Origin of the sequence: Pseudoxanthomonas daejeonensis, assembly GCF_022637495.1 — a bacterium.
In the GTDB taxonomy this organism is placed as follows: Bacteria; Pseudomonadota; Gammaproteobacteria; order Xanthomonadales; family Xanthomonadaceae; genus Pseudoxanthomonas; species Pseudoxanthomonas daejeonensis.
In genome coordinates this window covers 3,432,565-3,458,808 of sequence record NZ_CP093331.1, presented here as the reverse complement: position 1 = coordinate 3,458,808, position 26,244 = coordinate 3,432,565, and the positions used below count along the sequence as shown (strand labels likewise).

The following is a 26,244-nucleotide window of genomic DNA, read 5'->3' as shown; positions in this document are numbered from 1 at the left end:
CCTCGACAGGGAGCACTGCATGGACCCCGCAAACGGATTCGTGGTTGCCATCCCGGCCCGTTATGCCGCCAGCCGGCTGCCGGGCAAGCCATTGCGCCTGCTCGGCGGCGAACCATTGGTGCTGCATGTCGCGCGCCGCGCACTGGCCGCCGGTGCGCGCGAGGTGTGGCTGGCCACCGACGACGCGCGCGTGGCCGATGCGATGGACGGAACCGCCGGCGTGCGCGTCGCGATGACGTCCCCCGACCACGCCTCGGGCACCGACCGGCTGGCCGAATGCGCGACGATCGCGGGGTGGGGCGACGACACCATCGTGGTCAACCTGCAGGGCGACGAGCCGTTCGCGCCGGCCAGTGGCATCGGCGAGGTGGCCCGCGTGCTGGCCGCCAGCGGCGCACCGATGGCCACCCTGGCCGAGCCGGTGACCGATGCGCGGACGCTGTTCGATCCGAACACGGTCAAGCTGGTCCGCGCGTCCTCGGGCGATGCGCTGTACTTCAGCCGCGCGCCGCTGCCATGGCCGCGCGACGCCTTCGCCCGCGACCGCGATGTCCTGCCCGAGGGCGGCCATTGGCTGCGCCATATCGGGATCTATGCCTACCGCGCCGGGTTCCTGCAGGCGTTCTCGCGGATGCCGCCGGGTCTGCTGGAGCAGGTCGAATCACTCGAACAGTTGCGCGTGCTCGAGGCCGGGTACCGGATCGCGGTGGCGCTGGCGCCCGAGCCGTTCCCGCCGGGGGTCGATACGCCCGAGGACCTGGAACGCGCCGAAGCGCGCCTGGCCGGCACGGCGCCTCGGACGGCATGAAGCTGCTCGTGGTGTGCCTGGGCAATATCTGCCGTTCGCCGCTTGCGGAAGGGGCATTGCGCGCGCGCATCGGGGCCTCGCCGCTGTCCGGCCGGGTGGAGGTCGATTCGGCCGGTACCGGAGGCTGGCATGCCGGCGAACTCCCTGATCGGCGCGCCATCGCCTGTGCGCGCAGGCACGGCGTGGATATCGGCGGACAGCGTGCCCGCCAGCTGCGCGCGGACGATTTCCACGAGTTCGACTGGCTGCTCTGCGCCGACGCCGGCAACCTGCGCGATGCGCGCAGGCTGGCACCGGACGGGCTGGAAGAGCGCGCGGTGTTGCTGCTGGACTGGAGCGGGATAAGCCCGGCAGGCGAGGTTCCCGATCCCTACCACGGAAGCGAGGACCACTTCGAGGAGGTCTGGCGACTGGTCGATGCAGCGGCACAGGCGGTCGTGGCGCGCCTGTCCCGGCCGGCCGGGACAGGCATAATCGGACCATGAACGCGGCCCCCCTCCAGGAACTGCCCCGCGAACTGCCCTGGCTCAATGCCCCGGCGGCCTCGCTGCACGAATTGCGCGGCCGCCCGGTCGTGCTTGCCTTCGTCAACGCCGCGTCCGCCTGGTGCGCGCAGCGGCTGGCCGAACTGGCCCAGTGGCAGGCGCGCAACCCCGGCCGGCTCCAGATCCTGGTGGTCCAGGTGCCGCGCTTTGACAGCGAGAGGGTGCCGCAGCGCTCGCTCAAGTTGCTGCGCAGGCTTGGCGTGGCCTCGCCGGTGCTGCTGGACGCCGACTGGGCGGCCTGGCAGCGCTATGGCATCGAGGCGTGGCCGACCCTGCTGCTGGTCGATGCCGATGGCTGCGAACGCGAACGCATCGTCGGCCTGGGCGGGGACCTCGAGCGGGCGCTGTTCGCGCTGGTCGAGGGCCTGCCGCGGCCGCTGGACGAGGACCTGCTTTCGACCGAGACGCTGCCTGAGCCGCGCCTGCCGCTGCGATTCCCCTGCGGGATCGCCGCCACTCCCGACCGCCTGTTCGTCGCCGACAGTGGCCACCACCGCATCCTGGAATGCAGCCATGGCGGCCGCATCCTGCGCCAGTTCGGGCTGGGCACGGCCGATTTCATGGACGGCCCCGCCGACCAGGCCGCGTTCAATCGGCCGCAGGGCCTGGCCGTGGAGCGCGAATACCTGTACGTCGCCGACACCGGCAACCACGCCGTGCGCCGGATCCAGCTGCGCACCGGCCAGGTCGACACGCTGTGCGGCAACGGCCGCCCGGGCGACCCGGTTGAGGGTCCGCTCGCGGCCAATGCGCGCAGCCCGCTCAACCATCCGGTGGGCCTGGCAGTAGCCGGCAACCAGGTGCATATCGCCAGCGCCGGAGACAACCGCATCTGGAGTTGCGACCTGGGCCGCGGCGAACTGCACCTGCGGGCCGGTTCCGGCCGTCTGGAGCTTCGCGACGGCAACGCGATGATGGCCGCGTTCGCGCAGCCTGCGGGGCTGGCCGCGGTGCAGCAGGTCGTTTACGTCTGCGATGCGCTGGGTTCTGCGGTGCGTTCGCTGCAGCTGCGCAACGACCTGGTCCAGACCCTGGTGGGGCAGGGGCCATGGGACTTCGGCGATGCCGACGGCCCGCGTTCCAGCGCACGCCTGCAACATCCGCTGGGGATCGCACTGAGCCCGGATGCTCCGCTGCTGTGGATCGCCGACAGCGGCAACGGCACGCTGCGCACCCTGCGCCTGGGCGGCGGCGAGCTGTCCACGATTGAATTGCCGCGGCGCCTGCACGGGCCGACCGGCCTGGCCATCGCCGCAGGTTCGGTCTGGATCGCCGAGACCGACGCACACGGCGTGCTGCGCTACGACATCGTCACCGGCAGCCTGGAAGACGTGTCGATCAGCGAATGAACGACGTGGCGGGCGGTACGGCAGCAGGGGAATTCGATGGCAAGGCGTTCGTCGCACAGCTGAGCACGGCGCCCGGCGTCTACCGCATGTACGCCGCGGACGGCAGCCTGCTCTACGTGGGCAAGGCCGGTGCGCTGAAGCGTCGCGTCGCCAGCTACTTCAGCAACGCCCCGCGGACGCCGCGCATCCACGCGATGGTCGCGCAGATCGCGCGCATGGAAGTCACGGTCACCCGCACCGAGGCCGAGGCCTTGCTGCTGGAAAACCAGCTGATCAAGTCGCTGGCGCCGCGCTACAACGTCTCGCTGCGCGACGACAAGAGCTATCCCTACGTGCTGCTGACGCAGGAGAAGTGGCCGCGGCTGGCCTTCCACCGCGGCCCGCGGGCGGTGCCGGGGCGCTACTTCGGCCCGTATGCGAGCGCCGGCGCGGTACGCGAGACCATGGACCTGATGCACAAGCTGTTCCGCCTGCGCAGCTGCGAGGACAGCGTGTTCCGCAACCGCAGCCGGCCGTGCCTGCAGTACCAGATCGGCCGCTGCAGCGCCCCGTGCGTGGGGCTGGTCGAAGCCGACGAATACGCCCAGTCGTTGCATCGCGCTTCGCTGTTCCTGGAAGGGCGCAGCGACGAGCTGGGCGAGGAGCTGGCCGCGGCGATGGAGGCGGCCAGTGCCCGGCTCGAATTCGAGCAGGCCGCGCGCCTGCGCGACCTGCTGGCGACCCTGCGCGGACTGCAGGCCCGGCAATACGTGGACGGGCATGCCGCCAACCTGGACGTACTCGCCTGCGCGATGCAGGGCAGCACCGCCTGCGTGCTGCTGCTGGCGTTCCGCGACGGCCGCAACCTGGGCACGCGCGCCTTCTTCCCGCGCACCAACGGCGAAGACAGTGCCGAGGAAGTGCTGGCCGCGTTCGTCTCGCAGTACTACGCCGAGCAGCCGCCGCCGGCGGAGATCGTGCTCGACCGCGCGATCCCCGACGCGGACCTGATCGAACTGGCCCTGGCCGAGACCGCCGGGCGCAAGGTGGCGCTGAAGTCCAGCGTGCGCAGCGAACGCGCCGGCTACCTCGACCTGGCCCGGCGCAACGCGCAGCTCGCGCTGGCCACCGAGCTGGCCAGCCGCGGCGCGCAGCAGGCCCGCAGCGAAGGGCTGCGCGCGCTCCTGGAACTGGCGGAAGTCCCGGCCCGGATCGAGTGTTTCGACATCAGCCATACCCTGGGCGAGGCCACGGTGGCCTCATGCGTGGTGTTCGATCCCGCCGGGCCGGTGCGCAACCAGTACCGGCGCTACAACATCACCGGAATCGAACCCGGAGACGATTACGCGGCCATGCGCCAGGCGATCGAGCGCCGCTTCAGGCGCGCGCTGGAGGCCGGTGACGGCGCGTCGAGCCCGGGCAGCAACGCGATCCTTCCCGACGTGCTGCTGATCGACGGCGGCGCAGGCCAGCTGGCCCAGGCGCGCGAAGCGCTGGCCGACCTGGGCGTGGAGGGCGTGCTGCTGGTCGGCGTATCCAAGGGCGAGCAGCGTCGTGCCGGTGACGAGACCCTGGTCCTGGCCGATGGCCGCGAACTGCGGCCCGGTGCCGCGTCGCCGGCCCTGCAGTTCATCCAGCAGGTCCGCGACGAAGCGCACCGATTCGCCATCACCGGGCATCGCGGCAAGCGGCAGAAGGCGCGCAGCACCAGCCGGCTCGAAGACATCCCCGGAATCGGCCCTCGCCGGCGCGCCGCGCTGCTGCGCCATTTCGGTGGCCTGGGCGGGTTGAAGGCGGCAGGCGAAGAGGAAATCGCGCGCGTGGAGGGGATCAACGCCGCCCTGGCCGCGCGCATCTACGCTACCCTGCACGGGCTGGCGCCTCCGGCAGAACCCGGACAAAACGAAACACGATGAAGTTGACCATCCCGACCTGGCTGACCCTGCTGCGGATCGTGCTGATTCCGGTGCTGGTGATGGTGTTCTACCTGCCCTACAAGTGGACCAACTTCGCCTCGGCGGCCGTGTTCATCCTGGCGGCGGTGACCGACTGGCTCGACGGCTGGATCGCGCGTCGTTACCACCAGTATTCGGCGTTCGGCGCCTTCCTCGACCCGGTCGCCGACAAGCTGATGGTGGCCGTGGCCCTGTTCCTGATCGTGCAGGGCCATCCGACGCCGTGGATGGCGTTCTGGGCCTCGGTGATCGTCGGTCGCGAGATCGCCGTCTCGGCGCTGCGCGAGTGGATGGCCGAGCTGGGCCAGCGGGCGACGGTCAAGGTCGCGACGATCGGCAAGATCAAGACGGTCGCGCAGATGGTCGCCGTTTCGTGCCTGCTGTATTCGATCAACCCGAAGTACCCGTTGCACCCCGGGACCGACATCTGGCTCGGCGAGTGGATTTTCCACCTCGGCGACTGGTTGCTGGCGATCGCCGCGGTGCTCACCCTGTTGTCCGGGGTCCAGTACCTGCACGCGGCGTGGCCGGCGTTGCGCGACGACGAAAAGGCCGCAGCGACCCGGGCGAGCGAAGAAAAGCGCAAACACGGTTGACACCGCCCGCCGAATCCCTAAAATGCGCGTCTCCCAAGCGGGAATAGCTCAGTTGGTAGAGCGCAACCTTGCCAAGGTTGAGGTCGCGAGTTCGAGTCTCGTTTCCCGCTCCAGATAAGCTGATCCAGCCGTCGCCCAGGCGCCGGAACGGATCGGAAACAGACCCCGGCAACGGGGTTTTGTTTTGTCGGCAGGCCGCAAGCGATTACACTGCGGTACGCACCACCGGCCTGGTGGCAGAGTGGTCATGCAGCGGACTGCAAATCCGCGTACGCCGGTTCAATTCCGACCCAGGCCTCCATATCGAAAGCCCCTGAGCGATCAGGGGCTTTTTCGTTTCCAGGTGCGTCCAGCCGGTGCGGAGGGGCGGGGCCGGTGATCGGGCCTTGGCGGTGGATTCCCGCGCTGGCCACGCTTGTCGTCCCGCTCAGGGCCCTCGCGGCACCGGCCCGGTCGAGTGCCGGATCTGCAGCTGGTAGGGCACCCTGACGATGCTGCCCGGGCCGCGGCTGCTGATCTCGTCGAGCAACTGGTGAGCGGCGATCCGGCCCATCTCGCGGCTGGGCTGGCGGATCGTGCTCAGGCTGGGCCACACCTGGCGCGACATCGGGGTGTCGTCGAAGCCGAATACCGACAGCTGGTCAGGCACGACCAGGCCGCGCGCGGCCGCCTCGTAGAGCACGCCACAGGCGGTGTCGTCATTGGCGCCAAAGATCGCCGTCGGCGGATCGTCCAGGTCGAGCAATCGCCTTGCGCCGGCGATACCCGAATCGAACGAGAATTCGCCTTCGATCACCAGCGCCGGATCCGGTTCGATCCCGGCGTTGTTCAACCCGTCCAGGTAGCCGGCCAGACGCCAGGCGCGCGCGCCATGGCTGCGGTGGCCGGTGATGTGGGCGATGCGCCGGTGCCCGAGCGCGACCACGTGGGCCATCATGTCGGCCACCGCGGCGCGCTCGTCCAGGGTCGCGCCGATGCGGGTGTTGTTGCGCTTGGCCGAGATGCCGGCATAGCGCACATCCAGCTCGCGCAGCCGCCGCAGCAGCGGCAGGTCGTCGGTCAGCGGGGGAGTCAGCACCAGTCCGTCGGGGCGGTACTGGTTGATCAGGCCTTCGACCGATTCGACGTGTCCGCGGCGGCCGAAATCGACCGGACGCAGGGTCAGTCCGTAGTGGGCCTGTTCGCAGGCCGCCAGCACGCCCTCGATGATCTCCATGACGTAGTTCGACGACGGATTGTCGTACAGCAGGGAGATCAGGTACGAGCGCCGGCCGGCCAGGCTGCGTGCGGAGGAATTGGGCCGGTAGCGCAGCTGGCGCGCGGCTTCCTCGACCTTCAGGCGCGTGTCGTCGCGCACATTGGGTTCGCGATTGAACACCCGCGAGACGGTCTTCATCGACACGCCCGCGGCGGCGGCGACGTCCTCGATCCTTGCGCGCATGCGTCGTGGGTCCCCATTGCCCGCGGCCGGCGGGTCGGCCGCATCATAGCCTGCGACCCGGCCGCGGCGCCCGGCCCCGGTGGCACAATGCACGCGCCCTGCCCGGGTGGTGAAACTGGTAGACACAGGGGACTTAAAATCCCCCAGCCGCGAGGCTATGCGGGTTCGACCCCCGCCCCGGGCACACCCGATATCCGCCAGGAGTTCCATGTCCGAGCCGACCGCCCCGGTGCCGTTGCCGCCCGCCGATGCCCGCATCGCGGTCATCGGCCTGGGTTACGTCGGACTGCCGCTGGCGGTGGCGTTCGGTGCCGTGCGCGAAGTGCTGGGGTTCGACCTCGACGCCGGGCGGGTGCGGGAGCTGGGCGAGGGGATCGACCGCACCCTGGAGCTGGATGGCGCCGAGATCCGCGCCGCGACCGGCCTGCGCCTGGACAGCGACCCGGCCGCGCTGGTGGGCTGCGAGGTGTTCATCGTCGCCGTGCCCACGCCTATCGACGCGTCGCACCAGCCGGACCTGGAGCCGCTGCGCAGTGCCAGCGCGCTGGTCGGCGCAGCGCTGCGGCGCGGGGCGCTGGTGATCTACGAATCCACCGTGTATCCGGGCACGACCGAGGAAATCTGCGTGCCGATCCTGGAGCAGGCTTCGGGGCTGCGCTTCAACGTCGACTTCAGCTGCGGCTACAGCCCGGAGCGGGTCAGCCCGGGCGACCGGCAGCGACGGCTGGCCGACATCCGCAAGATCACCGCAGGCTCCACGCCCGGGGCGGCCGAAGCGGTCGATGCGCTGTACCGGCAGGTGATCAGCGCCGGCACGTTCCCGGCGCCGTCGATCCGCGTGGCCGAGGCAGCCAAGGTGGTGGAGAACATCCAGCGCGACGTCAACATCGCCCTGGTCAACGAGCTGGCGCTGGTGTTCGACCGGCTCGGCATCGATACCGGCGACGTGCTCGAGGCAGCCGGCACCAAATGGAACTTCCTGCCGTTCCGACCGGGCCTGGTCGGCGGCCATTGCATCGGCGTGGATCCGTACTACCTGCTGCACAAGTCCGAGAGCGTCGGCTACCACCCCGAGCTGATCCACACCGCACGCGAGGTCAACGAACGCGTCGGCGCGCACGTGGCGGGCCGGGTGCTGGCGATGCTGGGCGAGCGCGGCGTGGCGGCGGCCCAGGCGCGGGTGCTGGTCCTGGGCGTGACCTTCAAGGAGAACTGCCCGGACCTTCGCAACAGCCGTGCGCTGGACCTGGCACGGCAGCTGGCGGAGGCGGGCGCGCAGGTGGAAGCCTGCGACCCATGGGCCGATCCGGCCGAGGTCGCGCGGCAGGGCGTGACCCTGCTCGCCGAACCGCGGGCCGGCAGCTACGACGCCGTCGTCCTGGCCGTGGCGCACGAGGACTATCGCGGCTACGACGCAGCGCAGGTGCGCGCGCTGGGGCGTCCTGGCGCGGCGGTATACGACGTCAAGTCGGCGTGGCCGCGCGCGGCGGTGGACGACCGCCTGTAGGCGCAGGCGTCACCGCGACACGGACGCCTGAATCGCGCGAGCGAGCGCCCGTGGTGGGGGTAGTGCTTCGTTCCGGTCGGGCCGCGGCTAGACTGGATCGGGTCCGGTCCACGAGGGAGCAGGGATGAGCCGTTACTCGGCCTATGCGGCCAGCTGGCTGCTGTTGCTGGTGTCGATGCCGCTGGCCTTGCGCTGGCCCGGCTGGTGGTGGGGCGTGGGTATCGCCTTGCTGCTGGTGCTGCTGGGATCGTGGGACCTGTTGCAGACCCGCACCACGCTGCGCCGCAACTATCCGATCCTTGCCCACTTCCGCTACGGGCTGGAATCGGTCGGTCCGGAGATGCGCCAGTACTTCATCGAAAGCGATACCGCCGAGGCCCCGTTCTCGCGCCAGCAAAGGACGCTGGTCTACCGCCGCGCCAAGAACGTGATGGACGTGGTCCCGTTCGGCTCGCTGCAGGACGCCTACGCGGTGGACTACGAATGGATCAACCATTCGCTGGCGCCGACCGAAATTCCCGACCACGATTTCCGCGTGGTGGTTGGCGCCGCTTGCGCGCAGCCGTACTCGGCCAGCGTCTTCAACATTTCGGCGATGAGCTTCGGTTCTCTGTCGGCCAATGCGGTGCGCGCACTGAACGAAGGCGCGCGGCGCGGAGGTTTCTACCACGACACCGGAGAGGGCTCGATCTCGCCCTATCACCTGGAAAACGGTGGCGATCTCGTCTGGGAGATCGGTTCGGGCTACTTCGGCTGTCGCGACGAAGCCGGACGCTTCGATCCGGCGCGTTTCGCCGAGCAGGCCGCGCGGCCGCAGGTGAAGATGATCGAGATCAAGCTGTCGCAGGGCGCCAAGCCCGGACATGGCGGCGTCCTGCCGGCGGCCAAGGTCAGCGCGGAGATCGCGGCCACGCGCGGCGTGCCGATGGGGATCGACTGCGTTTCTCCGGCCCGGCACGCGGCCTTCGACACGCCGATGGGGCTGCTCCGGTTCGTGGCCCGGCTGCGCGAGCTCTCCGGCGGCAAGCCCGTCGGCTTCAAGCTGGCCATCGGCCACCCCTGGGAATGGTTCGGCATCGCCAAGGCGATGGCCGAGAGCGCAACGTCGCAGCCGGAATGCCTGCCGGACTTCATCGTCGTCGATGGTGCCGAGGGCGGTACCGGCGCGGCACCGGCCGAGTTCATCGACCACATCGGCGTGCCGATGCACGAAGCGCTGCTGCTGGTCCACAACACCCTGGTCGGGCTGGACCTGCGCGACCGGGTCCGGGTCGCGGCGGCCGGCAAGATCACCAGCGCCTTCGACATCGCGCGCACCCTGGCGCTCGGCGCGGACTGGTGCAATGCGGCGCGCGGCTACATGTTCGCGCTGGGTTGCATCCAGTCGCTGAGCTGCCATACCGACCGCTGCCCGACCGGGATCGCGACCCAGAACCCGCACCGCTGGAAGCACCTGGACCCGGCCGACAAAGCCACTCGCGTCCACCAGTTCCACGACAACACCCTGCGCGCGTTGCGCGACCTGCTGTGCGCATCGGGGCTGGAGCATCCCTCGGACCTGGGGCCGGAGCACATCCTGCGCAGGGTGTCGCCGGTGGAGATCCGTTCGCTGGCGGCGCTGTACCGCTACCTGCGCCCGGGCGAACTTCTGCAGCGTATTCCCGAGCATGCCGTCTTCCACGATTTCTGGGCCGAGGCCCGCAGCGACGCGTTCTGTCCCCCGGCCCGGGTCGATGCCCTGCGCCGGAGCAAGGCCAGCTGAACGCGGAAGGGGCAAGGCGAGGGCGATGCCGACGACGACGCCGGCCGTGCAGCGGTGGCGCCTGCACGCACACGCCACGGGGCATGCGCCTAAACCCTCCGAAAGCACGCCCAGACGCCTCTGCGGCGTTGACCGGATCGCCACGCCCCATTAACATGCGCACCCGCATCAAGGTGCGGCTGATCCAGATTTCCGGGCGGTTAGCTCAGCGGTAGAGCATTGCCTTCACACGGCAAGGGTCACAGGTTCGATCCCTGTACCGCCCACCACATTCCAGGCCTGCACATGCGGGTGCTGTCGGAGAGGCCGGCCCTGCCGGCCTTTTCTGTTTCAGGCTCCCGCCCGTGCAGCCGGCCTCATCCCGCCGCGGGGGACGCGGATCCTGACAAGGCCGATGCCAGCAGGCATCATCGGGCGGTACCGGCCGCATAACGGCCCGACAGCGGAGACCCCGAGCATTGCGGCAGGACAGCCTCACCATCACCTATGTCCGCTGGCGCCTGCCCCTGCTGGTATCGGCGCTGGTCCTCATCCTGCTGGTGCCCTACCTGCTGATCCGGCAATGGACCGAGAACAGCCAGGAGGCCGACCGCTGGGTCCGCCACACCCAGCAGGTGGAATCTTCCACTCATAGCCTGGAAGCGATGATCCGCGAGCTCGATTCGATCGGCTTGGCCCTGGGCAGCGGCAGCAGCAATCCGCGACTGCGCCAGCGCCTGGAGGAAACCCTCGCGCGGATCGATCCGCAGCTGAGGCAGCTGACCGAACTGAGCCGCGACAACCCCGGGCAGCAGATCCTCATCGGCCGCCTGCAGACCCTGATCGAGCGTCGCATCGACGTGGCGAGGCGGCTGAGCATGGGCGTGACCCCGGCCGAACGCCTGGACCTGATCGACGAGCTCTACGGCAAGTACCAGGTCCGCGACCTGTTCACGAATTTCATGGCCAATGAGCGTTCCTTGCTGGCCGAACGCAGCGCCTATGCCGACCGGCAGCGCGAACGCGTGCGCTGGCTGGGCCTGGCTGCGCTCATGGCCCAGCTGACGCTCATGGGCGTGGTCATCTACCTGCTGTACCGGATGGAGCAACGACGGGCCGATTCGGAGGGCGAGGTGCGCCAGGCCAGTGCGCGGGCGTTGGCGGTGGTGCAGACGGTGCGCGAACCGATCGTGCTGCTGGACCGCGAACTGCGCGTGCTGATGCACAACACCGCCTTCGCCGAGCTCTACGCCGACGAGGACGGCGACGAGCATTACGAGCGCCTGGACGAGATCGGGCACGGCGCCTGGCGCGACCCGGTGATCCGCCAGCGCCTGAGCGAAGTGCTCGCCCGCGGTCGCGAACTATGGGATTTCGAACACGTCCAGCGCACTGCCGACGGGGTCAGCCGGACCATGCTGCTCAACGCCCGGCGCATGCAGTTGCCCGATCGCGACGACGACGTCGCGCTGATGACGGTCAGCGACATCAGCGCACAGAAGGCCGCGCAGCACCGGATCGGCGAGCTCAACCGGCAGCTGGAGGGCAAGATCGAACAGGTCACCGAGGTGAATCGCGAACTTGAAGCGTTCAGCTATTCGGTGTCCCACGACCTTCGCGCCCCGCTGCGCCATGTGGCAGGATTCGCAGACAAGCTCTCGCGCCACCTCGGCGACGGGATCGACGAAAAGGGGACGCACTACCTGGAGGTGATCGGCAGCTCCGCGCGGAGGATGTCGACCCTGATCGACGACCTGCTGGTCTATTCGCGCCTGGGCCGCAACGCGATGAAGCTGCAGGCGGTGGACATGCAGTCCCTCGTCCACGAGACGCGGGCGATGCTGGATGCGAACCGGCAGGCCGACGCCGCCGAAGGCGTCGCGGCGCACCGGATCGACTGGCGAATCGCGCCTTTGCCGGTGCTGGTGGCCGACGAGAACATGATGCGGCAGGTGTGGCTGAACCTGCTGGGCAACGCGGTCAAGTACTCCGCCCGCAGGGAACCGGCGGTGATCGAAGTCGCTTGCGAGGTGCAGGAGGACGGCGGCCACCACTTCAGCGTCCGCGACAACGGGGTAGGTTTCGACATGGAGTACGCCGGCAAGCTGTTCGGAGTGTTCCAGCGGTTGCACAAGGCCAGCGACTATCCGGGCACCGGCATCGGCCTGGCCAGCGTGCGCCGGGTCGTGACGCGACTGGGCGGCAAGGTCTGGGCCGAGTCGGTCCCGGACCAGGGTTCCACCTTCCACTTCGTCCTGCCTCCGCAGGACAATATTTCAACGGGCGAAACCTTCAAATGAGCACGATCCGCACCATCCTGCTGGCCGAAGACAATGCCGCCGACGCCGAAATGGCCATCGATGCGCTGCGCGAGGCCAACCTTGCCAACCCGATCGTCCACGTCGAGGACGGGGTGGAGGCGATGGAGTACCTGCTCCGCAAGGGCGCGTACGCAAACCGCACCGACGAGGAGCCGGCGGTGCTGCTGCTCGACATCAAGATGCCGCGCATGGACGGGCTGGAAGTGCTGCAGCGCATCCGCGCCGACGACAAGCTGCGGCGCATCCCGGTGGTGATCCTGTCGTCCTCGCGCGAGGAAAGCGACCTGGCGCGCAGCTGGGACCTGGGCGTGAACGCATACGTGGTCAAGCCGGTGGACGTGGGCCAGTTCTTCGGCGCGGTGAAGACGCTCGGCAAGTTCTGGGCGGTCATCAACGAAGCGCCCGGCGGCGAAGGCTGACGATGGCGCCGTTGCGGGCGATCAGCACCGAAAGGCGGTTCCGGGTCCTGTTCGTCGAGGATTCGCCGGAGGACGCCGAGCTGCTGCAGATGCAGCTGGAGGACGCGGGCCTGGATGCGGACTTCATGCGCGTGGACGAGGAGCCGGCGCTGCAGCAGGCGCTGGCCACGTTCCATCCGGACATCGTCCTGTCGGACCTGTCGATGCCGGGCTTCTCCGGGCACGATGCGCTGCGGATCGTCCGTGCGCATACGCCGCACCTTCCTTTCATCTTCGTCTCGGGCACCATCGGCGAGGACGTTGCGGTGGCGGCCCTGCACGAGGGCGCCAACGATTACATCCTCAAGCACAGCAGCGCGCGCCTGCCGGCGGCGGTGGAGCGCGCCCTGCGCGAAGCGCGCCTGGAGACCGAGCGCGCGCGCGCCGAAGTCGAGCTGATGCGCAGCCAGCGGCTGGAGAGCCTGTCGTTGCTGGCCGCCGGGCTCAGCCACGACCTGCGCAACATCCTGCAGCCCCTGCTGATCGTGCCGGACCTGATCGCCCAGCGCAGCGACGACCCCCGCCTGCACCAGCTGGCCTCGGTGGTGGCCGAGTGCGGACGCCGTGGCCACGAGATGGCCGAATCGATGCTGTCGTTCGTGCGCGGCTCGCGCCGTGCCAGCGAGCGTTTCCTGCTGACGGACCTGTTCCGCGCGGTGCAGCTGCTGCTCAAGGGCAGCCTGCCGCGCGACGTGCAGCTGGAAGTGAGGCTGGCCGACCCGGCGCTGGCACTGGACGCCAACTACACCGAGCTGCAGCAGTGCCTGCTCAACCTGTGCCTCAACGCGATCCAGGCGATGCCCCAGAGCGGCCGCCTGGAACTGGTCGGCGAGGAAGCCGATGGCGGCGTGCGCCTGGTCGTGGCCGATACCGGCAGCGGCATGGATGCGCAGACCATCGCCCAGCTGTTCACGCCGTTCTTCACAACCAAGACCAGCGGTACCGGGTTGGGCCTGGTTTCGTGCAAGCGCATCGTCGAGGGCCTGGGCGGCCGGATCGGGGTGGCCAGCGTGGTCGGCGAGGGCACGCGGTTCGAGCTTTGGCTGCCGGCCCCGGTGGAGGCCGACGAACTGGACCTCGACGACGCGCCCGCGATCGCCGGGCAGGGCGAAAGGATCCTGCTGGTGGCCCGCGAAGGCGCGCGCCTTTCGCTGGTGGGCGATGCGCTGATCAGCCAGGGCTACCTGATCGACCGGGCGGCCGACGGCGCCGCGGCGCTGCGCCGATGGGCCGAGACCGGCGCGGCGGACGTGGTCGTGGTGGATAGCCGGATCAGCCTGTTCCCCGCCGAAGCGTTGCTGTCGACGATGCACGAAACCGGCTACACCGGACCGGCCATCGTGATCGAGGATGACGAGGCGCCGTTCGACCCCGCACAGGTGCCCGCTTCGATGCCCTTGCAGCGGTTGCAGCGACCGCTCGACATGCACCGTTTGTTCGAAGCGGTGGCGGCCGCACTGGCAGCCGGCGACTGACCTTCCGCGCTTCGCGGCGGCGGCCCCCGGCGTCGGCGTGACCGCACGCCGTCCTATACTCGGAGCAACGGGCAGGGAGCGCGACGCATGACGCGGACGGCAATGGACGGGCGTGGCAAGGGGTGGCGTGGCAAGGGCTGGCGTGGAACCGGCCCGGCGTGGCTGGCACGGGTGGCGATGCTGGCGATCCTGGCGGTCGCCGGATGCAGTCGCGATCCCGGCGGCCAGCTGCCCGCAGCGGGCGGCGAGAAGCTGCAGGCCCAGCGTGCCGAGGTGACCGGATTCGCACTGGTCCGTGCCTGGCCCGACCAGCAGGATGGCAGCCTGGCCCTGGCGCTGGAGTTCTCGAGGCCACTGGTCGGGACCCAGGAATTCGACCGCCTGTTGCAGGTCGAGCCGGCCGGCTCGGGCGAAAGCGGCTGGACGCTGTCCGACGATGGCAAGACGTTGCGCTATCCCTTCGTCGAACCGGCGCGCGACTACACCGTGACCGTCGCCGCCGGGCTGCTCGCCGCAGACGGCAGCCGCCTGGACGCGCCCCTCAAGAAAACGATCCATACCGGCGAGCTCGATCCGGTGGCCGGGTTCGCCTCGCAGGGCAGCGTGCTGCCGGCGCGCGAGAGCCGTGGCCTGCCGGTGGTGTCGGTGAACGTGCCGGAAGTGGACGTGGAATTCCTGCGCGTGCGCGAGTCGGAGCTGCCGCGCTTCTTCGCCCAGTTCCAGCGCGGCGGCCGTCGCGGTGGCTGGGAGCTCGACCGTGATTACGACGACCGGGCGCCATTGCGCGAGCTGGCCGAGCCGGTCTACCTCAACCGCTTCGTCCTGGGCGGCGAGCGCAACGAACGGGTCCTCAACTACCTGCCGGTGCAGGACATCGCGGAGCTGCAGCAACCCGGCTTGTACTTCGCGGTGCTGCGCCGGGTCGGCCAGTTCAGTGACCAGTACGACACCGCGTTCTTCAGCGTCAGCGACATCGGCCTGCACGCGCGCGCCTACCGCGACACGCTCTACGTGCACACCGCTTCGCTGCACGACGGTTCGCCGCTGAAGGGCGTGGAGCTGCGCGTGCTCGACGCCAGGGGCGAGGCGGTGCTGAAATCGGCCACCGACGGCAACGGCAACGCGCTGCTGGACTACACGCTCGACGCCGGCCAGGTGCTGGTGGCCCGTCGTGGCAAGGATGTGTCCCTGCTGCCGTTCAACCAGCCGGCCCTGGACCTGTCCGAGTTCGCGGTCGGGGGACGCGCCCAGGCGGATTTCGACGTGTTCGCCTGGTCCGGGCGCGATCTGTACCGGCCGGGCGAGACGGTACGCATCTCCGCTCTGCTGCGCGACGGTGACGGCAAGTCGCTGGCGCCTGCGCCGGGCGGCAAGGCGGGGGCGCCTGGAGCGGGCGCAGCGCAACCGTTGTTCCTGCGACTGAAGCAGCCTGACGGTCGCGTCTTCCGCGAGACCCGGCTCGAGCCGGGCGCACAGGGGTATTACGCGTTCGAGCAGGCGATCCCGTCCGATGCGCCGACTGGTCGCTGGCAGGTGGAGTTCCGCACCGACCCGGCCGGCAAGGACGTCGTCCAGGGCATGGCCTTGCGGATCGAGGAGTTCCTGCCGGAGCGCCTGAAGCTGGACCTGTCCGCGCAGGACACGCTCAAGCCGGGCGAGCCGTTGAAGCTGCAGGCCGAGGCGGCCTACCTCTATGGCGCACCGGCCGCCGGCAACCGCTTCACCGCGAAGATGGCCTTGGCGGTCGCGCGCCAGCCGGTCGAGGGCCTGCCCGGGTTCTTCTTCGGCGATCCGACCGTGGACCTGCCACGGGAGCCTCGCGACGTACTCGATGCGACGCTCGATCCGCAGGGCCGCCTGGAGGCCTCGCTGCCGCTGCCCGAAGAGGCGGCCAAGGCCGCCACGCCGGTGCAGGTGACGATCGCCGGCAGCGTCCACGAGAGTGGCGGACGCCCGGTCAACCGCAGCCTGCAGCGCGTGCTGTGGCCGGCGCCTGCGCTGGTCGGGGTGCGCCCGCTGTTCGACGAGGCCGACGGCGCCGATGCCAATGCCGCCGCCCGTTTCGAGCTGGTGCGGGTGGATGCGCAGGGCAAGCCGCAACCGGCCAAGGGGCTGAAGGTGACCCTGGTGCGCGAGCTGCGTGACTACCACTGGCGCTACGAGGACGATGGCGGCTGGGACTACGACTTCACCCGCCGTTTCGAGGACGTGCAGACGCGCAGCGTCGATGCCGGCGCTACCGCGGCGCGTTTCGATTTCCCGGTGGAGTGGGGCGAGTACCGCATCGACGTGCTCGATCCGGCGACCGGCCTGACCCTGCGCTACCCGTTCCGCGCCGGCTGGAGCTGGGGCGACGACAATCGCGGCCCGGACGCGCGCCCGGACCGGGTCAAGCTGGCCCTGGACCGCACCGGCTACCGCGCCGGCGACACGCTCAAGGTCACGGTGACGCCGCCGCACGCCGGCCGCGGCGTGCTGCTGGTGGAGAGCGACCGGCTGCTGTACGCGCACGACATCGAACTGCGCGGGCAGGACGGCAAGGCGAGCGGCACGTTCGAGATCCCGGTGACCGCGGACTGGGAGCGCCACGACGTCTACGTCACCGCACTGGTGTTCCGCGGCGGATCGGCGGCCAGCCAGGTCACCCCCGCGCGTGCGGTCGGCGTGGCCCACGTGCCGATGCGGCGCGACGACCGTCGTGTCTCGGTCGGATTGAAATTCCCCGCGCAGAGCCGGCCGCAGCAGGACCTGCCGGTCACGGTGAGCGTGCCGCAGCTGGCCGGCCGCGATGCGCATGTCACCGTGTCGGCCACCGACGTGGGCATCCTCAACATCACCCGTTTCCCGGTGCCGGACGCCAACGCGCACTTCTTCGCCCAGCGCCGGCTTGCGACCGATGCCTACGATGTCTACGGGCGGGTGATCGAGAGCTTCGCAGGCGGAAACGCGCGCCTGCGTTTCGGCGGCGACATGGCGCTGGAGGCGTTGCCGCAGGCGCGCAGGCCGACCGCGCGGGTGCAGACCGTGGACCTGTTCTCCGGGCCGGTGAAGCTGGATGCGCAGGGCAACGCGCGGCTGAAGCTGCCGCTGCCGGACTTCAACGGCACCTTGCGCGTGTCGGCGCTGGTCTATGCCGACGACCGCTACGGCAAGCGCGACGGCGAGGCCCTGGTGCGTGCGCCGGTGGTGGCCGAGGCTGGCATGCCGCGGGTGATGGCGCCGGGCGACCGCGGCACGGTCAGCCTGGACGTGCAGAACTTCAGCGGTGCGGCGTCCGAATTCCGGGTGCGCGTGGAAGGCGAAGGACCGCTGGCGGTGGGCGAGGGCCAGCGTCGCCTGCGCCTGGACGACGGGGCCAAGGCCACGCTCGAATTCCCGCTGCTTGCCGAACCGGGCAACACGGTGGCGCGGGTGCGCGTGCGCGTGGATGGCGGGGGATATGCGGTGGACCGGCGTTACGACCTGCCGGTGCGCGCGGCGTGGCCAGGGGTGTTGCGTACCAGTACGCCCGTGCTGAAGGAAGGCACGCCGCTGGTGCTGGATGCGTCGCTCGCCGACGGCCTGGTCGCCGATACGGTCAACGTGCGGCTGCGCGTCACCGCCTCGCCGCCGATCCCGTTCGCCAGTGCGCTGCAGGGCCTGCTCGAGTATCCGTACGGCTGCGCCGAACAGACCACCAGCAAGGGCTACGCGGCACTGGTGATGGATGCGGCGACCGCACGACAGCTCGGCGTGCCGGGCCTGGACCCGGCCACGCGTCGCGCGCGCCTGGAAGGCGCCGTCGGCCGCCTGGCGGCGATGCAGGCTGGCAGTGGCCACTTTTCGATGTGGGGCGGGGACAGTGGCGACACCGAGCCGGCATTGACGCCTTACATCGCTGATTTCCTGCTCGATGTACGCGAGGCCGGCTTCGCCGTGCCCGACGGCGTGCTGCAGAAGGCGCTGGACCGGCTCTCCGAAGACCTGTTGTCCGGCGGTGCGCAATTCTATGGACGCGACCATCGCGACCACCTGCGCTTCGCCAACCGTGCCTATGCCGGTTACGTGCTGGCGCGGGTCAACCGCGCGCCGCTGGGCACCCTGCGCGCGCTCTACGACCAGGAGAAGGGCGAGAGCCTGACCGGCCTGCCGCTGGTCCAGCTGGGCCTGGCGCTGGAGCTGCAGGGCGATGGCAAGCGCGGCGCGCAGGCCATTGCCGACGGGTTCGCGCGCGATCCGGACGACCGTCCAGCCTGGCTGGGCGACTACGGCAGCCGCATCCGCGACGACGCGCTGATGATCGCGCTGCTGCACGAGCGCGGGCGCGGCAATGCGAAATACGACGGGCGCGCGGTCGATCTGGCGCGCGCGCTGCAGGCACGCCGCGACGTCGACCGCGATGGCCGGCTGTGGCTGAGCACGCAGGAGCAGATGGCGCTGGCGCGCCTGGGCAAGGCGCTCGATGCCGGTGGCGGACGCGCCCTGGCCGGGCGCTGGGTATCGGGCGGCGAAACCGTCGAGGTCGAACCCGCGGCGGTCTTCGCGCGCAGCCTGGACCATGCCGCGCTGGCACAGGGCGTGCGCTTCGAGCCGCAGGGCGGCCCGTACTACGCGAGCGTCGAAGTGGCCGGCATTCCGCGGCAGCCGCCGGCCGAAGACCGTCGGCGTGTCGGCATCGTCCGCGACTGGTTCCTGCCCGACGGTTCGCCCTGGAAGGGCGGCACGCTCAAGGAGGGCCAGGTGCTGGTCGCGCGCCTGACCGTGCAGGCCGAGCAGGCCATGCCCGATGCGCTGGTCACCGACCTGCTGGCGGCCGGCCTGGAGGCCGAGAACCTCAACCTCGGCGACAACGCGCAGTGGGACGGCGTGCAGATCGAGGGCGTGGCCCTGTCAGATCGCGCCGACCAGGCCGAGCTGCAGCACGAGGAGTATCGCGACGACCGCTATGTGGCGGCGCTGTCGCTGGACCAGGGCGCCACCGCGCGGCTGTACTACCTGGTGCGCGCGGTCACGCCGGGCACCTACACCGTGCCGCCCCCGCAGGCCGAGGACATGTACCAGCCGACGCTGCGCGGCACCGGTGCGGCACGGCCGGCGACGGTCACGGTGACGCCGCCCTGAGTGGCACGGATTCGCTAGTCATCCCCGCCCAGGCGTGGAATGCGGTTCGAGGTTGTGATGCGGTGGCCCGGGTTTTGTGCGGCAGAGGACCGTGCTCCTCGCTCTCGTAGGAGCGGGCATGACCGCGACACCGACGCCTTCAGCACAGGCGACCCGCTAGTGGTTTCCGAGGCCGTCGTGGTCGCGGTCATGCCCGCTCCTACAGAAGTGCACGCCTCCTACGGAAGTGGCACGCCTCCGGCAGAATGGCGCCACGGTGCTGCATGCGGGCGCGTGACCGGCACAGGATTACTGTGTCGTCCCCTTGGCCTCCATCCCGGCTGCGGGTGGCGCCGATGCCGTCTGCACCAGCTGGTCCATCACTTCGTCCAGGCGCGCCTCGTAGTTTTCCGGGAACGTCCAGAACTGCAGGTCCGCTTCGTTCTGGTTGCGCTGCAGCCCGCGTTCTTCCGGCGCCATGTGGAACAGCATCTTCAGCAGCACGTCGCTGCTGACCCAGGGATGGTCGTACCAGAAGATGTGCGAACGCCGGTCCATGCCCGGCAGGTCGTCGGCGCTGGCCGAGATCAGGTCGAAGTCCAGCCGGTTGGAGGCGTCGATCATCCACTGCGCGTCTTCGGGGCTGAGTTCGGTCGGATCCGGCCTGCCGGCACGCGAGCCACGCTGGTGCAGCCGCGACAGCACCAGCACCGAGTCGCGCATGTTCACCGTGACCGTCACCCTTTGCGGATAGCCGTGGTAGACCTGCAGTTCGCTCACGAACTGGCGGAAGTCGGCGTCCGGCGCGGGGAAGTAGACCTCGCCCAGCCGCGCTGACGCCGGATCGTATCCCGCGGTGGCCGTGCCCAGGATCGCCAGGCCGGGCGAGGCCACCATCGCCCCTGAGCTGTAGGCGATCACGTTGATGTGCCGGGCCCGGGTGTGCTGGCTGAGCATGCGCACGAGCTGGGCGAAAGCCGGAGCGGTGCCGCCGGCCTTGGCCACGTCGTGGGAGAAGCGCATGAAGTTCTCGGCCGACGGCCAGATGAAGGACAGCACCACCGAATTGCGCCCGGTGAAATGGCGGTACTGTGCCGCCTGCGCGGTCGCGCGGCCGACGCTGGTATTGGCGCCGTGGACGTATATGGTCAGGTTCGGGTCGGCACTGCGCGCGAGCGCCTCGTCGACCAGGCGCAGGAAGGCGAGGGCTTCCTCGCCCGGCTCGTCCACGGAGGCGCCCGGTGCGACCGACGCCTTTTCGTCCATCGAATTGACCAGGAGCTGCGGCCGGCGCTCGGCGGAAGCATTGGTGGACTGCTCGTAAAGCCAGTCCCAGCTGCGGCCGCCACCGCCGATGCTGAGGTTGGCCACGCCCAGGTGGAGTTCGTCGCCGGGGAACACGGTGTAGGCGCGCGCGCCCGAAGGACCGAAGGGCACCCGGTTGGTCGCGTAGAAGACCTGGATGTCGCTGCTGCGATCGAGGTTGGCGTTGGCGCCGAACAGGTTGTGTTCGCCGTTGAGGAACACCGCCGGTGCCGGCATCAGCCGTACCGGAGGCTGGCAGGCGGCCAGGGCGAACAGCATCAACAGGCAGGCAAGCAATCGGGTCGACGATCGGAGCATGGGAACCTCGCGTGCGTGGTACATCACTGGGCCCGCGTCCGCGCCATGCATCTGGCCCGGCAACGATGCCCCCTTGGGCGACAGCATCGGCGGGCCAGTTGTAGCAGAGCGCGCCGGCCGGCGGAACATGGGCCGGGCGCGCGGCGTGGATGGTGGCTGCCTGTATATTCGCGTTGACTGGGCCAACGGGATGACGAATGGAACTGAAGGCTGCTGTTGTCGCGCCGCACGCGCACCGGGTCGTTCGCATCGCCTGCGCATGGTTCCTGCTGCTGGCCGCGGGCGTCGCCCATGCGCGGCCCGATGCGCCGTCCGGCGAAGATCCGCAGCGCCTGCCGCCGGTGCAGGGTGAGTGCGTGGTCCTGCTGCACGGACTGGGACGGACCCATCGTTCGATGGCCCGGATCGACTGGATGCTGCGCGATGCCGGCTATGCCACGGCCAATATCGACTACCCGTCGCAAAGCCAGACGATCGAGGCCTCGGCGCGGACCGCGATTCCGCAGGGCGTGCGCGAATGCCGCGACGCCGGCGCGCAGCGCATCCATTTCGTCACCCATTCGATGGGCGGCCTGCTGCTGCGCTACTACCTCGGCAATGATCCGGTCGCAGGGCTGGGCAGGGTGGTGATGCTCGGTCCGCCCAACCAGGGCAGCGAGGTCGCCGACGCGCTGGTCGGCACCACGCTGTACGACCGGGTCAATGGCCCGGCCGGCGCGCAACTGGTGACCGGCCCGGGTGGCATCGCCGCGCGACTGGGGCCGGCGGAGTTCCCGCTCGGCATCATCGCCGGCAACGAACAGACCGCCTTCGACAGCGTGCTGGCCACGCGCATCGTCGGCGAGAACGACGGCAAGGTCGCGGTGGAGCGCGCCAAGGTCGACGGGATGGCTGATTTCCTGGTGCTGCCGGTGAACCACACCTTCATGGTGGTCAATGACGTGGTCATCGGCCAGGTGCTGGAATTCCTGCGCCATGGCCGCTTCCTGCACGAGGAAGCAGCAACCCCGGCAGCGCCGGCCGGATAAAAAAAACCCCGCCTTGCGGCGGGGTTCAATTGAAACACCTGACAGTCGCGGTCAGGCGATCGGGGTGATGTTGGAGGCCTGCGCGCCCTTGGGGCCCTGGGTCACCTCGTAGCTCACCCGCTGTCCTTCCGTGAGGGAACGGAAACCCTTGGAGTTGATCGCGGAGAAGTGTGCGAACACGTCCGCGCTGCCATCTTCCGGCGAAATGAAGCCGAATCCCTTGGCGTCGTTGAACCACTTGACGGTACCGTTGGCCATGATGCTGCGTAGTCCTTAGCGATTGACGGAATGCGCGGCGGCTGCCGCGAAGCGGAGTATGCAAAAGCCGGGGCGCGGCTGACAATCGTCCGGGGCACCGTTGCATGGGTTACCGCTAACACCGGTGGCCGGATCAGCCCCGGGCCAGCTCGGCGACCAGCTCCGGCAGGCCAGCCGACGCGGCGGCCACGTTGTCCAGCACTTCGGCCAGGGTGATCTCCTGCGCGTCGCCGCACCCGGCGGCCCAGTTGGCCACGATCGCCAGGCAGGCGTATTCCAGGCCCAGCTCGCGTGCGAGCGCCGCCTCGGGCATGCCGGTCATGCCGACCAGGTCGCAGCCGTCGCGGCGCATGCGGGCGATCTCGGCATTGGTCTCCAGGCGCGGTCCCTGGGTGGCGCCATAGCAGCCGCCGTCGACCACGCGCGCACCGGTCACCCGGGCGGCGGCCAGCAGCTTGTGCCGGAACATCGGGCTGTAGGGGTGGCCGAAGTCCACGTGCAGCGCTTCGCCTTCGCCGTCCCAGAAGCTCGACTCGCGGCCCCAGGTGTAGTCGATCAGCTGGTCGGGGCAGGCGAGCACGCGCGGGCCGTAGTGGTCGGTGATGCCGCCGACGGTGTTGAGCGCCAGCACGCGCCGGGCGCCGGCCTGCCTGAGCGCATGCAGGTTGGCGCGGTAGTTGACCCGGTGCGGCGGCAGCGCGTGACCTTCGCCGTGGCGGGCCAGGAAGGCGATGCGCGCGTCGCCGAGGCGGCCGATCCGCAAGGGACCGGAGGGCGCGCCGTAGGGCGTTTCGAAATGGCGGGCCTCCGCGTCTTCCAGCGCGGCCAGCCGATAGACGCCGGTGCCGCCGATCACGGCCAGGGCGATGTCCATGCCGCTCAGTCCTTCAGCGCGTAGATGCCCGGCAGGTTCCGCCCCTGCTCGTAGTAATCCATGCCGAAGCCGAACACGTAGCGGTCCGGCAGGTGCAGGCCGACGTAGTCGGCGCGCACGCCTTCCACGCAGCGGTCGTGGTCCTTGACCGTCAGCGTGGCGATGCGCACGTCGGTGGCGCCCTGTTCGATGCACCAGCGGCTGACCTCGGCCAGGGTGTGGCCTTCGTCGAGGATGTCGTCGGCGATCAGCACGCGCCGGCCATACAGCGACGTGGCCGGCCGGTGCTTCCAGACCAGTTCGCCGCCCTGGTTGTTGCCGCGGTAGCGGGTCGCGTGCAGGTAGTCGAACTGCAGGTCCAGCCCGCGCGCGCCCAGCTCCAGAGCCAGCTGGCCGGCGAAGGGCAGGGCGCCGTGCATCACGGTCAGGAACACCGGCACGAAGCTGTCGCCCAGGCGGTGCGGCGGCACGTCGCCGATGTAGTCACGGGCGATGGCATCGGCCATGGAGGCGATGGCCGCATCGATGGCGGGGCGGTCGACCAGCAGGTCGGACTTTTCGAGGACTTCGGCGATTAGGAGATTCGACATCGGGCGATGCTACCGGAAGAGGTGTGGAGAAGCGGAAAAGTAGGTGGCTGGCCGGGTCAGGCGACCGAGGCCGGTGGCAGGCGCGACTGCGCGCTGTCGTAGCGGGCATCGGCGAGCAGGCCGTCCCAGCCCAGTGCGCCGCGGCCGATCAGGCCAGTCAGCGCCGCGGTGTTGAGCGCGCGGCCTTCGACCGCGCGCAGTGATTCCTCGACCAGTTCCGGGTGGCAGACCAGGACCACGTCGCAGCCGGCGTCCAGGTGAGCGTCGATCCGCGACTTGACCCCGCCCGCGGAGAACGCGGCGGCCATGCCGATGTCGTCGGAGAAGACCACGCCGCGGAAACCCATTTCGCTGCGCAGGACATGCTCGATCCAGAACTTCGAGTAGCCGGCCGGCTCCGGCGCCACCGCCGGGTAGGCCACGTGCGCCATCATCACCGCGTCGGCACCGGCTTCTATCCCGGCCACGAACGGGACCAGGTCCTCTGCGCGCAGCACGTCCAGCGGACGCGGATCGATTGCGTCGTCGAAGTGGGTGTCCTCGAGCACGGTGCCATGGCCCGGGAAATGCTTGAGCGTGGCGGCCATGCCGACGCTGTGCATGCCGCGGACATACGCGCGGGTGAACGCGGCGACCACCTGCGGGTCGTCGCTGAAGGCCCGGTCGGCGATGGCGCGATTGCCGCGGGCCAGGTCGACCACCGGGGCGAAGCTCAGGTCCACGCCACTGGCGCGGATTTCGCTGGCCATCAGCCAGGCATGTTCCTGGGCCAGGGCGAGGGCGGCTTCGGGGTCGCGGCGGTACAGGGCGTCGAAGTGCTGCAACGGCGGCAGCGCGCTGTAGCCCTCGCGGAAACGCTGCACGCGGCCGCCTTCCTGGTCCACGCAGACCAGTTGCGGGCGCGGCGCGGCGGCGCGGATCGCGGCCGACAGCTCGGCGACCTGGTCGCGCGAAGCGAAGTTGCGCCGGAACAGGATCACGCCGGCGACCGCGTCGTGCTGCAGCCAGTCGCGTTCCTGCGTGGTCAGTTCGGTGCCGGCGACGCCGATCACGAGCATGCGTTTGGACTCCGGATCGCGCCGATCGCGCGCCGGGCCATTGTCGCAGATGCGGGCGGGACGCTGTGCACGGGCGTACCGCGCATGCGTCCGTTCTCCGGGGAACGGATCCGGCCTGCGACGCGAAGCCGTTCGCTGGGCCATCCCGGCCTGGATCCGGCCGTGATGGACCGGTCCCGGCAAATGTCCGCCCGGATCGGCTCCTATGCCGAGCAGCCTTCCGGTCCGCAGGCCTCACCGGAGGCAGGCGCCGGGGCGCCCTCGGCCATCGCCTGGCGCAGCGCCTGCGCGAAGGCTTCCGGAGGCTGCCCGCCCTGGATGGCATAGCGGCCGTCGATGACGAAGGTCGGCACCGCGCGGATGCCCATCGCCTGTGCCTGCGCCAGTTCGGCGCGGACCTCGGCCAGGCCCTCGTCCGTGTCGAGGACGGCGCGGACCCGCCCGGCGGCCAGCCCGCCGGCGGCACCGGCCTCGACCAGCGTCTGCGGATCGGCCAGGTCGCGGCCTTCGACGAAGTGGGCGCGGAACAACGCTTCGCCCACGAGGTGTGCGTCACCTTCGCGTGCGGCCAGCCACATCAGCCGGTGCGCGGGCAGGGTGGTCACCCGGACCTGGCCGCGCTCGAAATCCATCGGCAGTCCCTCGGCGCGCGCGGTGGCCTGGGTCTGGGCCAGGATCTGTTCGGTGCGCTCGGCGCCGCCGAACTTGGCGGCATAGGCCTGGCGCAACGGTACCGGCTCCGTGCCGGCGTCCGGATCGAGCTGGAACGGGTGCCAGTGCACCTCCAGCGGCGGGGCGGCGTCACCCAGCAGTTCCACGCCACGCTGGAAACGGTGCTTGCCGATCCAGCACCAGGGACAGACGACGTCGGACCAGATATCGATTCTCATGGCACCCAGATGGGGTCGGGACCCTGTTCCCGCAAGGTGATCCCTGGGAGCGGGACTCGCCCCGCTACCCCTTGCCCCGTGAACCGTCTTCGCGCCGTTTCGCCATGCGCCGGCGCGGCGGTCCTGCTCGAGGAAACGCCGGGTCCGCCGGTGTCAGCGAAGCGGCGGCTCGCGCTCGACCGGGTCCCACCGCGAGTACGGCCGTTCGGCCAGGGCCAGGTTGTAATAGCGCTGCAGGTCGGTGACCTCGATGCCGAGCCAGTCCGGGCGCGCGTAGGCCTCGTCGGCCGACGCCAGTTCCAGCTCGGCCACCACCAGCCCGGCGTTGTCGCCGATGAATTCGTCCACTTCCCACAGGTGGCCGGCATGGCGGACGTAGTGGCGGCGTTTCTCGATGCGCCCACCCACGCACAGGGCCAGCAGCTGGCGGGCGTCTTCGACCGGCACGGGGTAATCGAATTCCTGCCGGGTGTGCCCCGGCTCGCGCGACTTGAGGTTGAGGAATGCGCGATCGCCTTCGATCCGCACGCGCACCGACGCTCGCTGCCCGCCGCCTTCCAGGGCCGCCAGGCTGTTCAGATAGCCTTGCGCCATCGGCTGGACCCGCTCGGCTGCCGCCCGCCAGCCATCGCCGGTGACCGTGAACTTGCGTTCGATCTCGATGCCCAT

At 69.9% G+C, this 26,244-nt stretch carries 20 protein-coding genes and 4 tRNA genes; 16 read left to right on the top strand and 8 right to left on the bottom strand.

Translation table 11 applies throughout. The features are described 5' to 3' along the window. Positions 1–19: 19 nt before the first annotated feature. The 7 genes from kdsB (at position 20) to MNQ95_RS15470 (ending at position 5,533) form a co-directional block, all read left to right on the top strand. Entirely contained in the window at positions 20–808 is a 789-nt protein-coding gene (gene kdsB, locus MNQ95_RS15500) for a 3-deoxy-manno-octulosonate cytidylyltransferase (RefSeq protein WP_241953407.1), read from the top strand. Next, on the top strand, positions 805–1,293 hold the full coding sequence (locus MNQ95_RS15495; RefSeq protein WP_241953406.1) for a low molecular weight protein-tyrosine-phosphatase: 489 nt from the start codon (positions 805–807) through the stop codon (positions 1,291–1,293). The genes kdsB and MNQ95_RS15495 overlap by 4 nt, the downstream gene beginning before the upstream one ends. Further along, positions 1,290–2,702, top strand: a complete 1,413-nt coding sequence (locus tag MNQ95_RS15490; protein ID WP_241953405.1) for a redoxin domain-containing protein — start codon at positions 1,290–1,292, stop codon at positions 2,700–2,702. Before MNQ95_RS15495 ends, MNQ95_RS15490 begins: the two co-directional genes overlap by 4 nt. Continuing rightward, positions 2,699–4,597 (top strand): excinuclease ABC subunit UvrC, encoded by a 1,899-nt coding sequence (uvrC, locus tag MNQ95_RS15485; RefSeq protein ID WP_241953404.1) that lies wholly within the window; start codon positions 2,699–2,701, stop codon positions 4,595–4,597. The genes MNQ95_RS15490 and uvrC overlap by 4 nt, the downstream gene beginning before the upstream one ends. Continuing rightward, on the top strand, positions 4,594–5,232 hold the full coding sequence (gene pgsA / locus MNQ95_RS15480; RefSeq protein WP_162410949.1) for a CDP-diacylglycerol--glycerol-3-phosphate 3-phosphatidyltransferase: 639 nt from the start codon (positions 4,594–4,596) through the stop codon (positions 5,230–5,232). Before uvrC ends, pgsA begins: the two co-directional genes overlap by 4 nt. A gap of 37 nt (positions 5,233–5,269) precedes the next feature. Continuing rightward, positions 5,270–5,345, top strand: a tRNA-Gly gene (locus MNQ95_RS15475). Between the two features lie 114 nt (positions 5,346–5,459). Then, positions 5,460–5,533: transfer RNA gene (locus MNQ95_RS15470), tRNA-Cys, on the top strand. A gap of 126 nt (positions 5,534–5,659) precedes the next feature. Here the strand turns inward: MNQ95_RS15470 and MNQ95_RS15465 are convergent. Further along, on the bottom strand, positions 5,660–6,673 hold the full coding sequence (locus tag MNQ95_RS15465; RefSeq protein WP_162410950.1) for a LacI family DNA-binding transcriptional regulator: 1,014 nt from the start codon (positions 6,671–6,673) through the stop codon (positions 5,660–5,662). A 100-nt stretch (positions 6,674–6,773) separates the two neighbouring features. Here MNQ95_RS15465 and MNQ95_RS15460 point away from each other — a divergent pair. The 8 genes from MNQ95_RS15460 to MNQ95_RS15425 all read left to right on the top strand — a co-directional run bounded on the left by MNQ95_RS15460 (position 6,774) and on the right by MNQ95_RS15425 (position 19,275). Then, positions 6,774–6,857: transfer RNA gene (locus MNQ95_RS15460), tRNA-Leu, on the top strand. Positions 6,858–6,881: 24 nt separating this feature from the next. Continuing rightward, the gene (locus MNQ95_RS15455; protein WP_241953403.1) at positions 6,882–8,180 is read left to right on the top strand and encodes a nucleotide sugar dehydrogenase; all 1,299 of its coding nucleotides are present in this window, start codon (positions 6,882–6,884) and stop codon (positions 8,178–8,180) included. Between the two features lie 124 nt (positions 8,181–8,304). Further along, complete coding sequence (locus MNQ95_RS15450; protein ID WP_241953402.1) at positions 8,305–9,942, top strand: FMN-binding glutamate synthase family protein; 1,638 nt, start codon at positions 8,305–8,307, stop codon at positions 9,940–9,942. A 194-nt stretch (positions 9,943–10,136) separates the two neighbouring features. Then, a tRNA-Val gene (locus MNQ95_RS15445) sits at positions 10,137–10,211 on the top strand. A 189-nt stretch (positions 10,212–10,400) separates the two neighbouring features. After that, positions 10,401–12,221, top strand: a complete 1,821-nt coding sequence (locus MNQ95_RS15440) for a sensor histidine kinase (RefSeq protein ID WP_241953401.1) — start codon at positions 10,401–10,403, stop codon at positions 12,219–12,221. After that, a complete protein-coding gene (locus MNQ95_RS15435) occupies positions 12,218–12,661 on the top strand; it encodes a response regulator (protein WP_162410954.1) in 444 nt (147 codons plus the stop codon). Before MNQ95_RS15440 ends, MNQ95_RS15435 begins: the two co-directional genes overlap by 4 nt. Positions 12,662–12,663: 2 nt before the next feature. Further along, positions 12,664–14,175 carry a sensor histidine kinase gene (locus MNQ95_RS15430; protein WP_162410955.1) on the top strand — a complete coding sequence of 504 codons (1,512 nt, stop codon included), beginning with the start codon at positions 12,664–12,666 and terminating at the stop codon, positions 14,173–14,175. Positions 14,176–14,277: 102 nt separating this feature from the next. Then, on the top strand, positions 14,278–19,275 hold the full coding sequence (locus MNQ95_RS15425; RefSeq protein WP_425605746.1) for an alpha-2-macroglobulin family protein: 4,998 nt from the start codon (positions 14,278–14,280) through the stop codon (positions 19,273–19,275). A gap of 288 nt (positions 19,276–19,563) precedes the next feature. Here MNQ95_RS15425 and MNQ95_RS15420 read toward each other — a convergent pair whose 3' ends face one another. After that, positions 19,564–20,877, bottom strand: coding sequence for an alpha/beta hydrolase (locus MNQ95_RS15420; RefSeq protein ID WP_241953400.1), 1,314 nt, complete (start codon positions 20,875–20,877; stop codon positions 19,564–19,566). Positions 20,878–21,074: 197 nt separating this feature from the next. On the opposite strand from MNQ95_RS15420, the gene MNQ95_RS15415 reads away from it, so the two are divergent. Further along, on the top strand, positions 21,075–21,905 hold the full coding sequence (locus MNQ95_RS15415) for an alpha/beta hydrolase (protein ID WP_241953399.1): 831 nt from the start codon (positions 21,075–21,077) through the stop codon (positions 21,903–21,905). Positions 21,906–21,956: 51 nt separating this feature from the next. On the opposite strand, the gene cspE is transcribed toward MNQ95_RS15415, so the two are convergent. The 6 genes from cspE to MNQ95_RS15385 all read right to left on the bottom strand — a co-directional run bounded on the left by cspE (position 21,957) and on the right by MNQ95_RS15385 (position 26,244). After that, positions 21,957–22,163, bottom strand: a complete 207-nt coding sequence (cspE, locus tag MNQ95_RS15410; RefSeq protein ID WP_162410957.1) for a transcription antiterminator/RNA stability regulator CspE — start codon at positions 22,161–22,163, stop codon at positions 21,957–21,959. Between the two features lie 133 nt (positions 22,164–22,296). After that, entirely contained in the window at positions 22,297–23,046 is a 750-nt protein-coding gene (locus MNQ95_RS15405; protein ID WP_202922883.1) for an S-methyl-5'-thioinosine phosphorylase, read from the bottom strand. Continuing rightward, positions 23,043–23,627 (bottom strand): hypoxanthine-guanine phosphoribosyltransferase, encoded by a 585-nt coding sequence (locus MNQ95_RS15400; RefSeq protein ID WP_241953398.1) that lies wholly within the window; start codon positions 23,625–23,627, stop codon positions 23,043–23,045. The genes MNQ95_RS15405 and MNQ95_RS15400 overlap by 4 nt, the downstream gene beginning before the upstream one ends. 56 nt (positions 23,628–23,683) lie before the next feature. After that, positions 23,684–24,685: a beta-N-acetylhexosaminidase gene (nagZ, locus tag MNQ95_RS15395; protein WP_162410960.1), complete on the bottom strand. Its 1,002-nt coding sequence runs from the start codon at positions 24,683–24,685 to the stop codon at positions 23,684–23,686. A gap of 203 nt (positions 24,686–24,888) precedes the next feature. Then, entirely contained in the window at positions 24,889–25,575 is a 687-nt protein-coding gene (locus MNQ95_RS15390) for a DsbA family oxidoreductase (protein ID WP_241953397.1), read from the bottom strand. 153 nt (positions 25,576–25,728) lie between these two features. After that, the gene (locus MNQ95_RS15385; protein ID WP_162410962.1) at positions 25,729–26,244 is read right to left on the bottom strand and encodes a CYTH domain-containing protein; all 516 of its coding nucleotides are present in this window, start codon (positions 26,242–26,244) and stop codon (positions 25,729–25,731) included.

What these genes read in the sequence shown, in the direction of transcription:
- kdsB (WP_241953407.1), top strand. Translation starts at nt 20, where the DNA reads ATGGACCCCGCAAACGGATTCGTGGTTGCCATCCCGGCCCGTTATGCC.
- MNQ95_RS15495 (WP_241953406.1), top strand. Translation starts at nt 805, where the DNA reads ATGAAGCTGCTCGTGGTGTGCCTGGGCAATATCTGCCGTTCGCCGCTT.
- MNQ95_RS15490 (WP_241953405.1), top strand. Translation starts at nt 1,290, where the DNA reads ATGAACGCGGCCCCCCTCCAGGAACTGCCCCGCGAACTGCCCTGGCTC.
- uvrC (WP_241953404.1), top strand. Translation starts at nt 2,699, where the DNA reads ATGAACGACGTGGCGGGCGGTACGGCAGCAGGGGAATTCGATGGCAAG.
- pgsA (WP_162410949.1), top strand. Translation starts at nt 4,594, where the DNA reads ATGAAGTTGACCATCCCGACCTGGCTGACCCTGCTGCGGATCGTGCTG.
- MNQ95_RS15465 (WP_162410950.1), bottom strand. Translation starts at nt 6,673, where the DNA reads ATGCGCGCAAGGATCGAGGACGTCGCCGCCGCCGCGGGCGTGTCGATG.
- MNQ95_RS15455 (WP_241953403.1), top strand. Translation starts at nt 6,882, where the DNA reads ATGTCCGAGCCGACCGCCCCGGTGCCGTTGCCGCCCGCCGATGCCCGC.
- MNQ95_RS15450 (WP_241953402.1), top strand. Translation starts at nt 8,305, where the DNA reads ATGAGCCGTTACTCGGCCTATGCGGCCAGCTGGCTGCTGTTGCTGGTG.
- MNQ95_RS15435 (WP_162410954.1), top strand. Translation starts at nt 12,218, where the DNA reads ATGAGCACGATCCGCACCATCCTGCTGGCCGAAGACAATGCCGCCGAC.
- MNQ95_RS15430 (WP_162410955.1), top strand. Translation starts at nt 12,664, where the DNA reads ATGGCGCCGTTGCGGGCGATCAGCACCGAAAGGCGGTTCCGGGTCCTG.
- MNQ95_RS15425 (WP_425605746.1), top strand. Translation starts at nt 14,278, where the DNA reads ATGGACGGGCGTGGCAAGGGGTGGCGTGGCAAGGGCTGGCGTGGAACC.
- MNQ95_RS15420 (WP_241953400.1), bottom strand. Translation starts at nt 20,877, where the DNA reads ATGCTCCGATCGTCGACCCGATTGCTTGCCTGCCTGTTGATGCTGTTC.
- MNQ95_RS15415 (WP_241953399.1), top strand. Translation starts at nt 21,075, where the DNA reads ATGGAACTGAAGGCTGCTGTTGTCGCGCCGCACGCGCACCGGGTCGTT.
- cspE (WP_162410957.1), bottom strand. Translation starts at nt 22,163, where the DNA reads ATGGCCAACGGTACCGTCAAGTGGTTCAACGACGCCAAGGGATTCGGC.
- MNQ95_RS15400 (WP_241953398.1), bottom strand. Translation starts at nt 23,627, where the DNA reads ATGTCGAATCTCCTAATCGCCGAAGTCCTCGAAAAGTCCGACCTGCTG.
- nagZ (WP_162410960.1), bottom strand. Translation starts at nt 24,685, where the DNA reads ATGCTCGTGATCGGCGTCGCCGGCACCGAACTGACCACGCAGGAACGC.
- MNQ95_RS15390 (WP_241953397.1), bottom strand. Translation starts at nt 25,575, where the DNA reads ATGAGAATCGATATCTGGTCCGACGTCGTCTGTCCCTGGTGCTGGATC.
- MNQ95_RS15385 (WP_162410962.1), bottom strand. Translation starts at nt 26,244, where the DNA reads ATGGGCATCGAGATCGAACGCAAGTTCACGGTCACCGGCGATGGCTGG.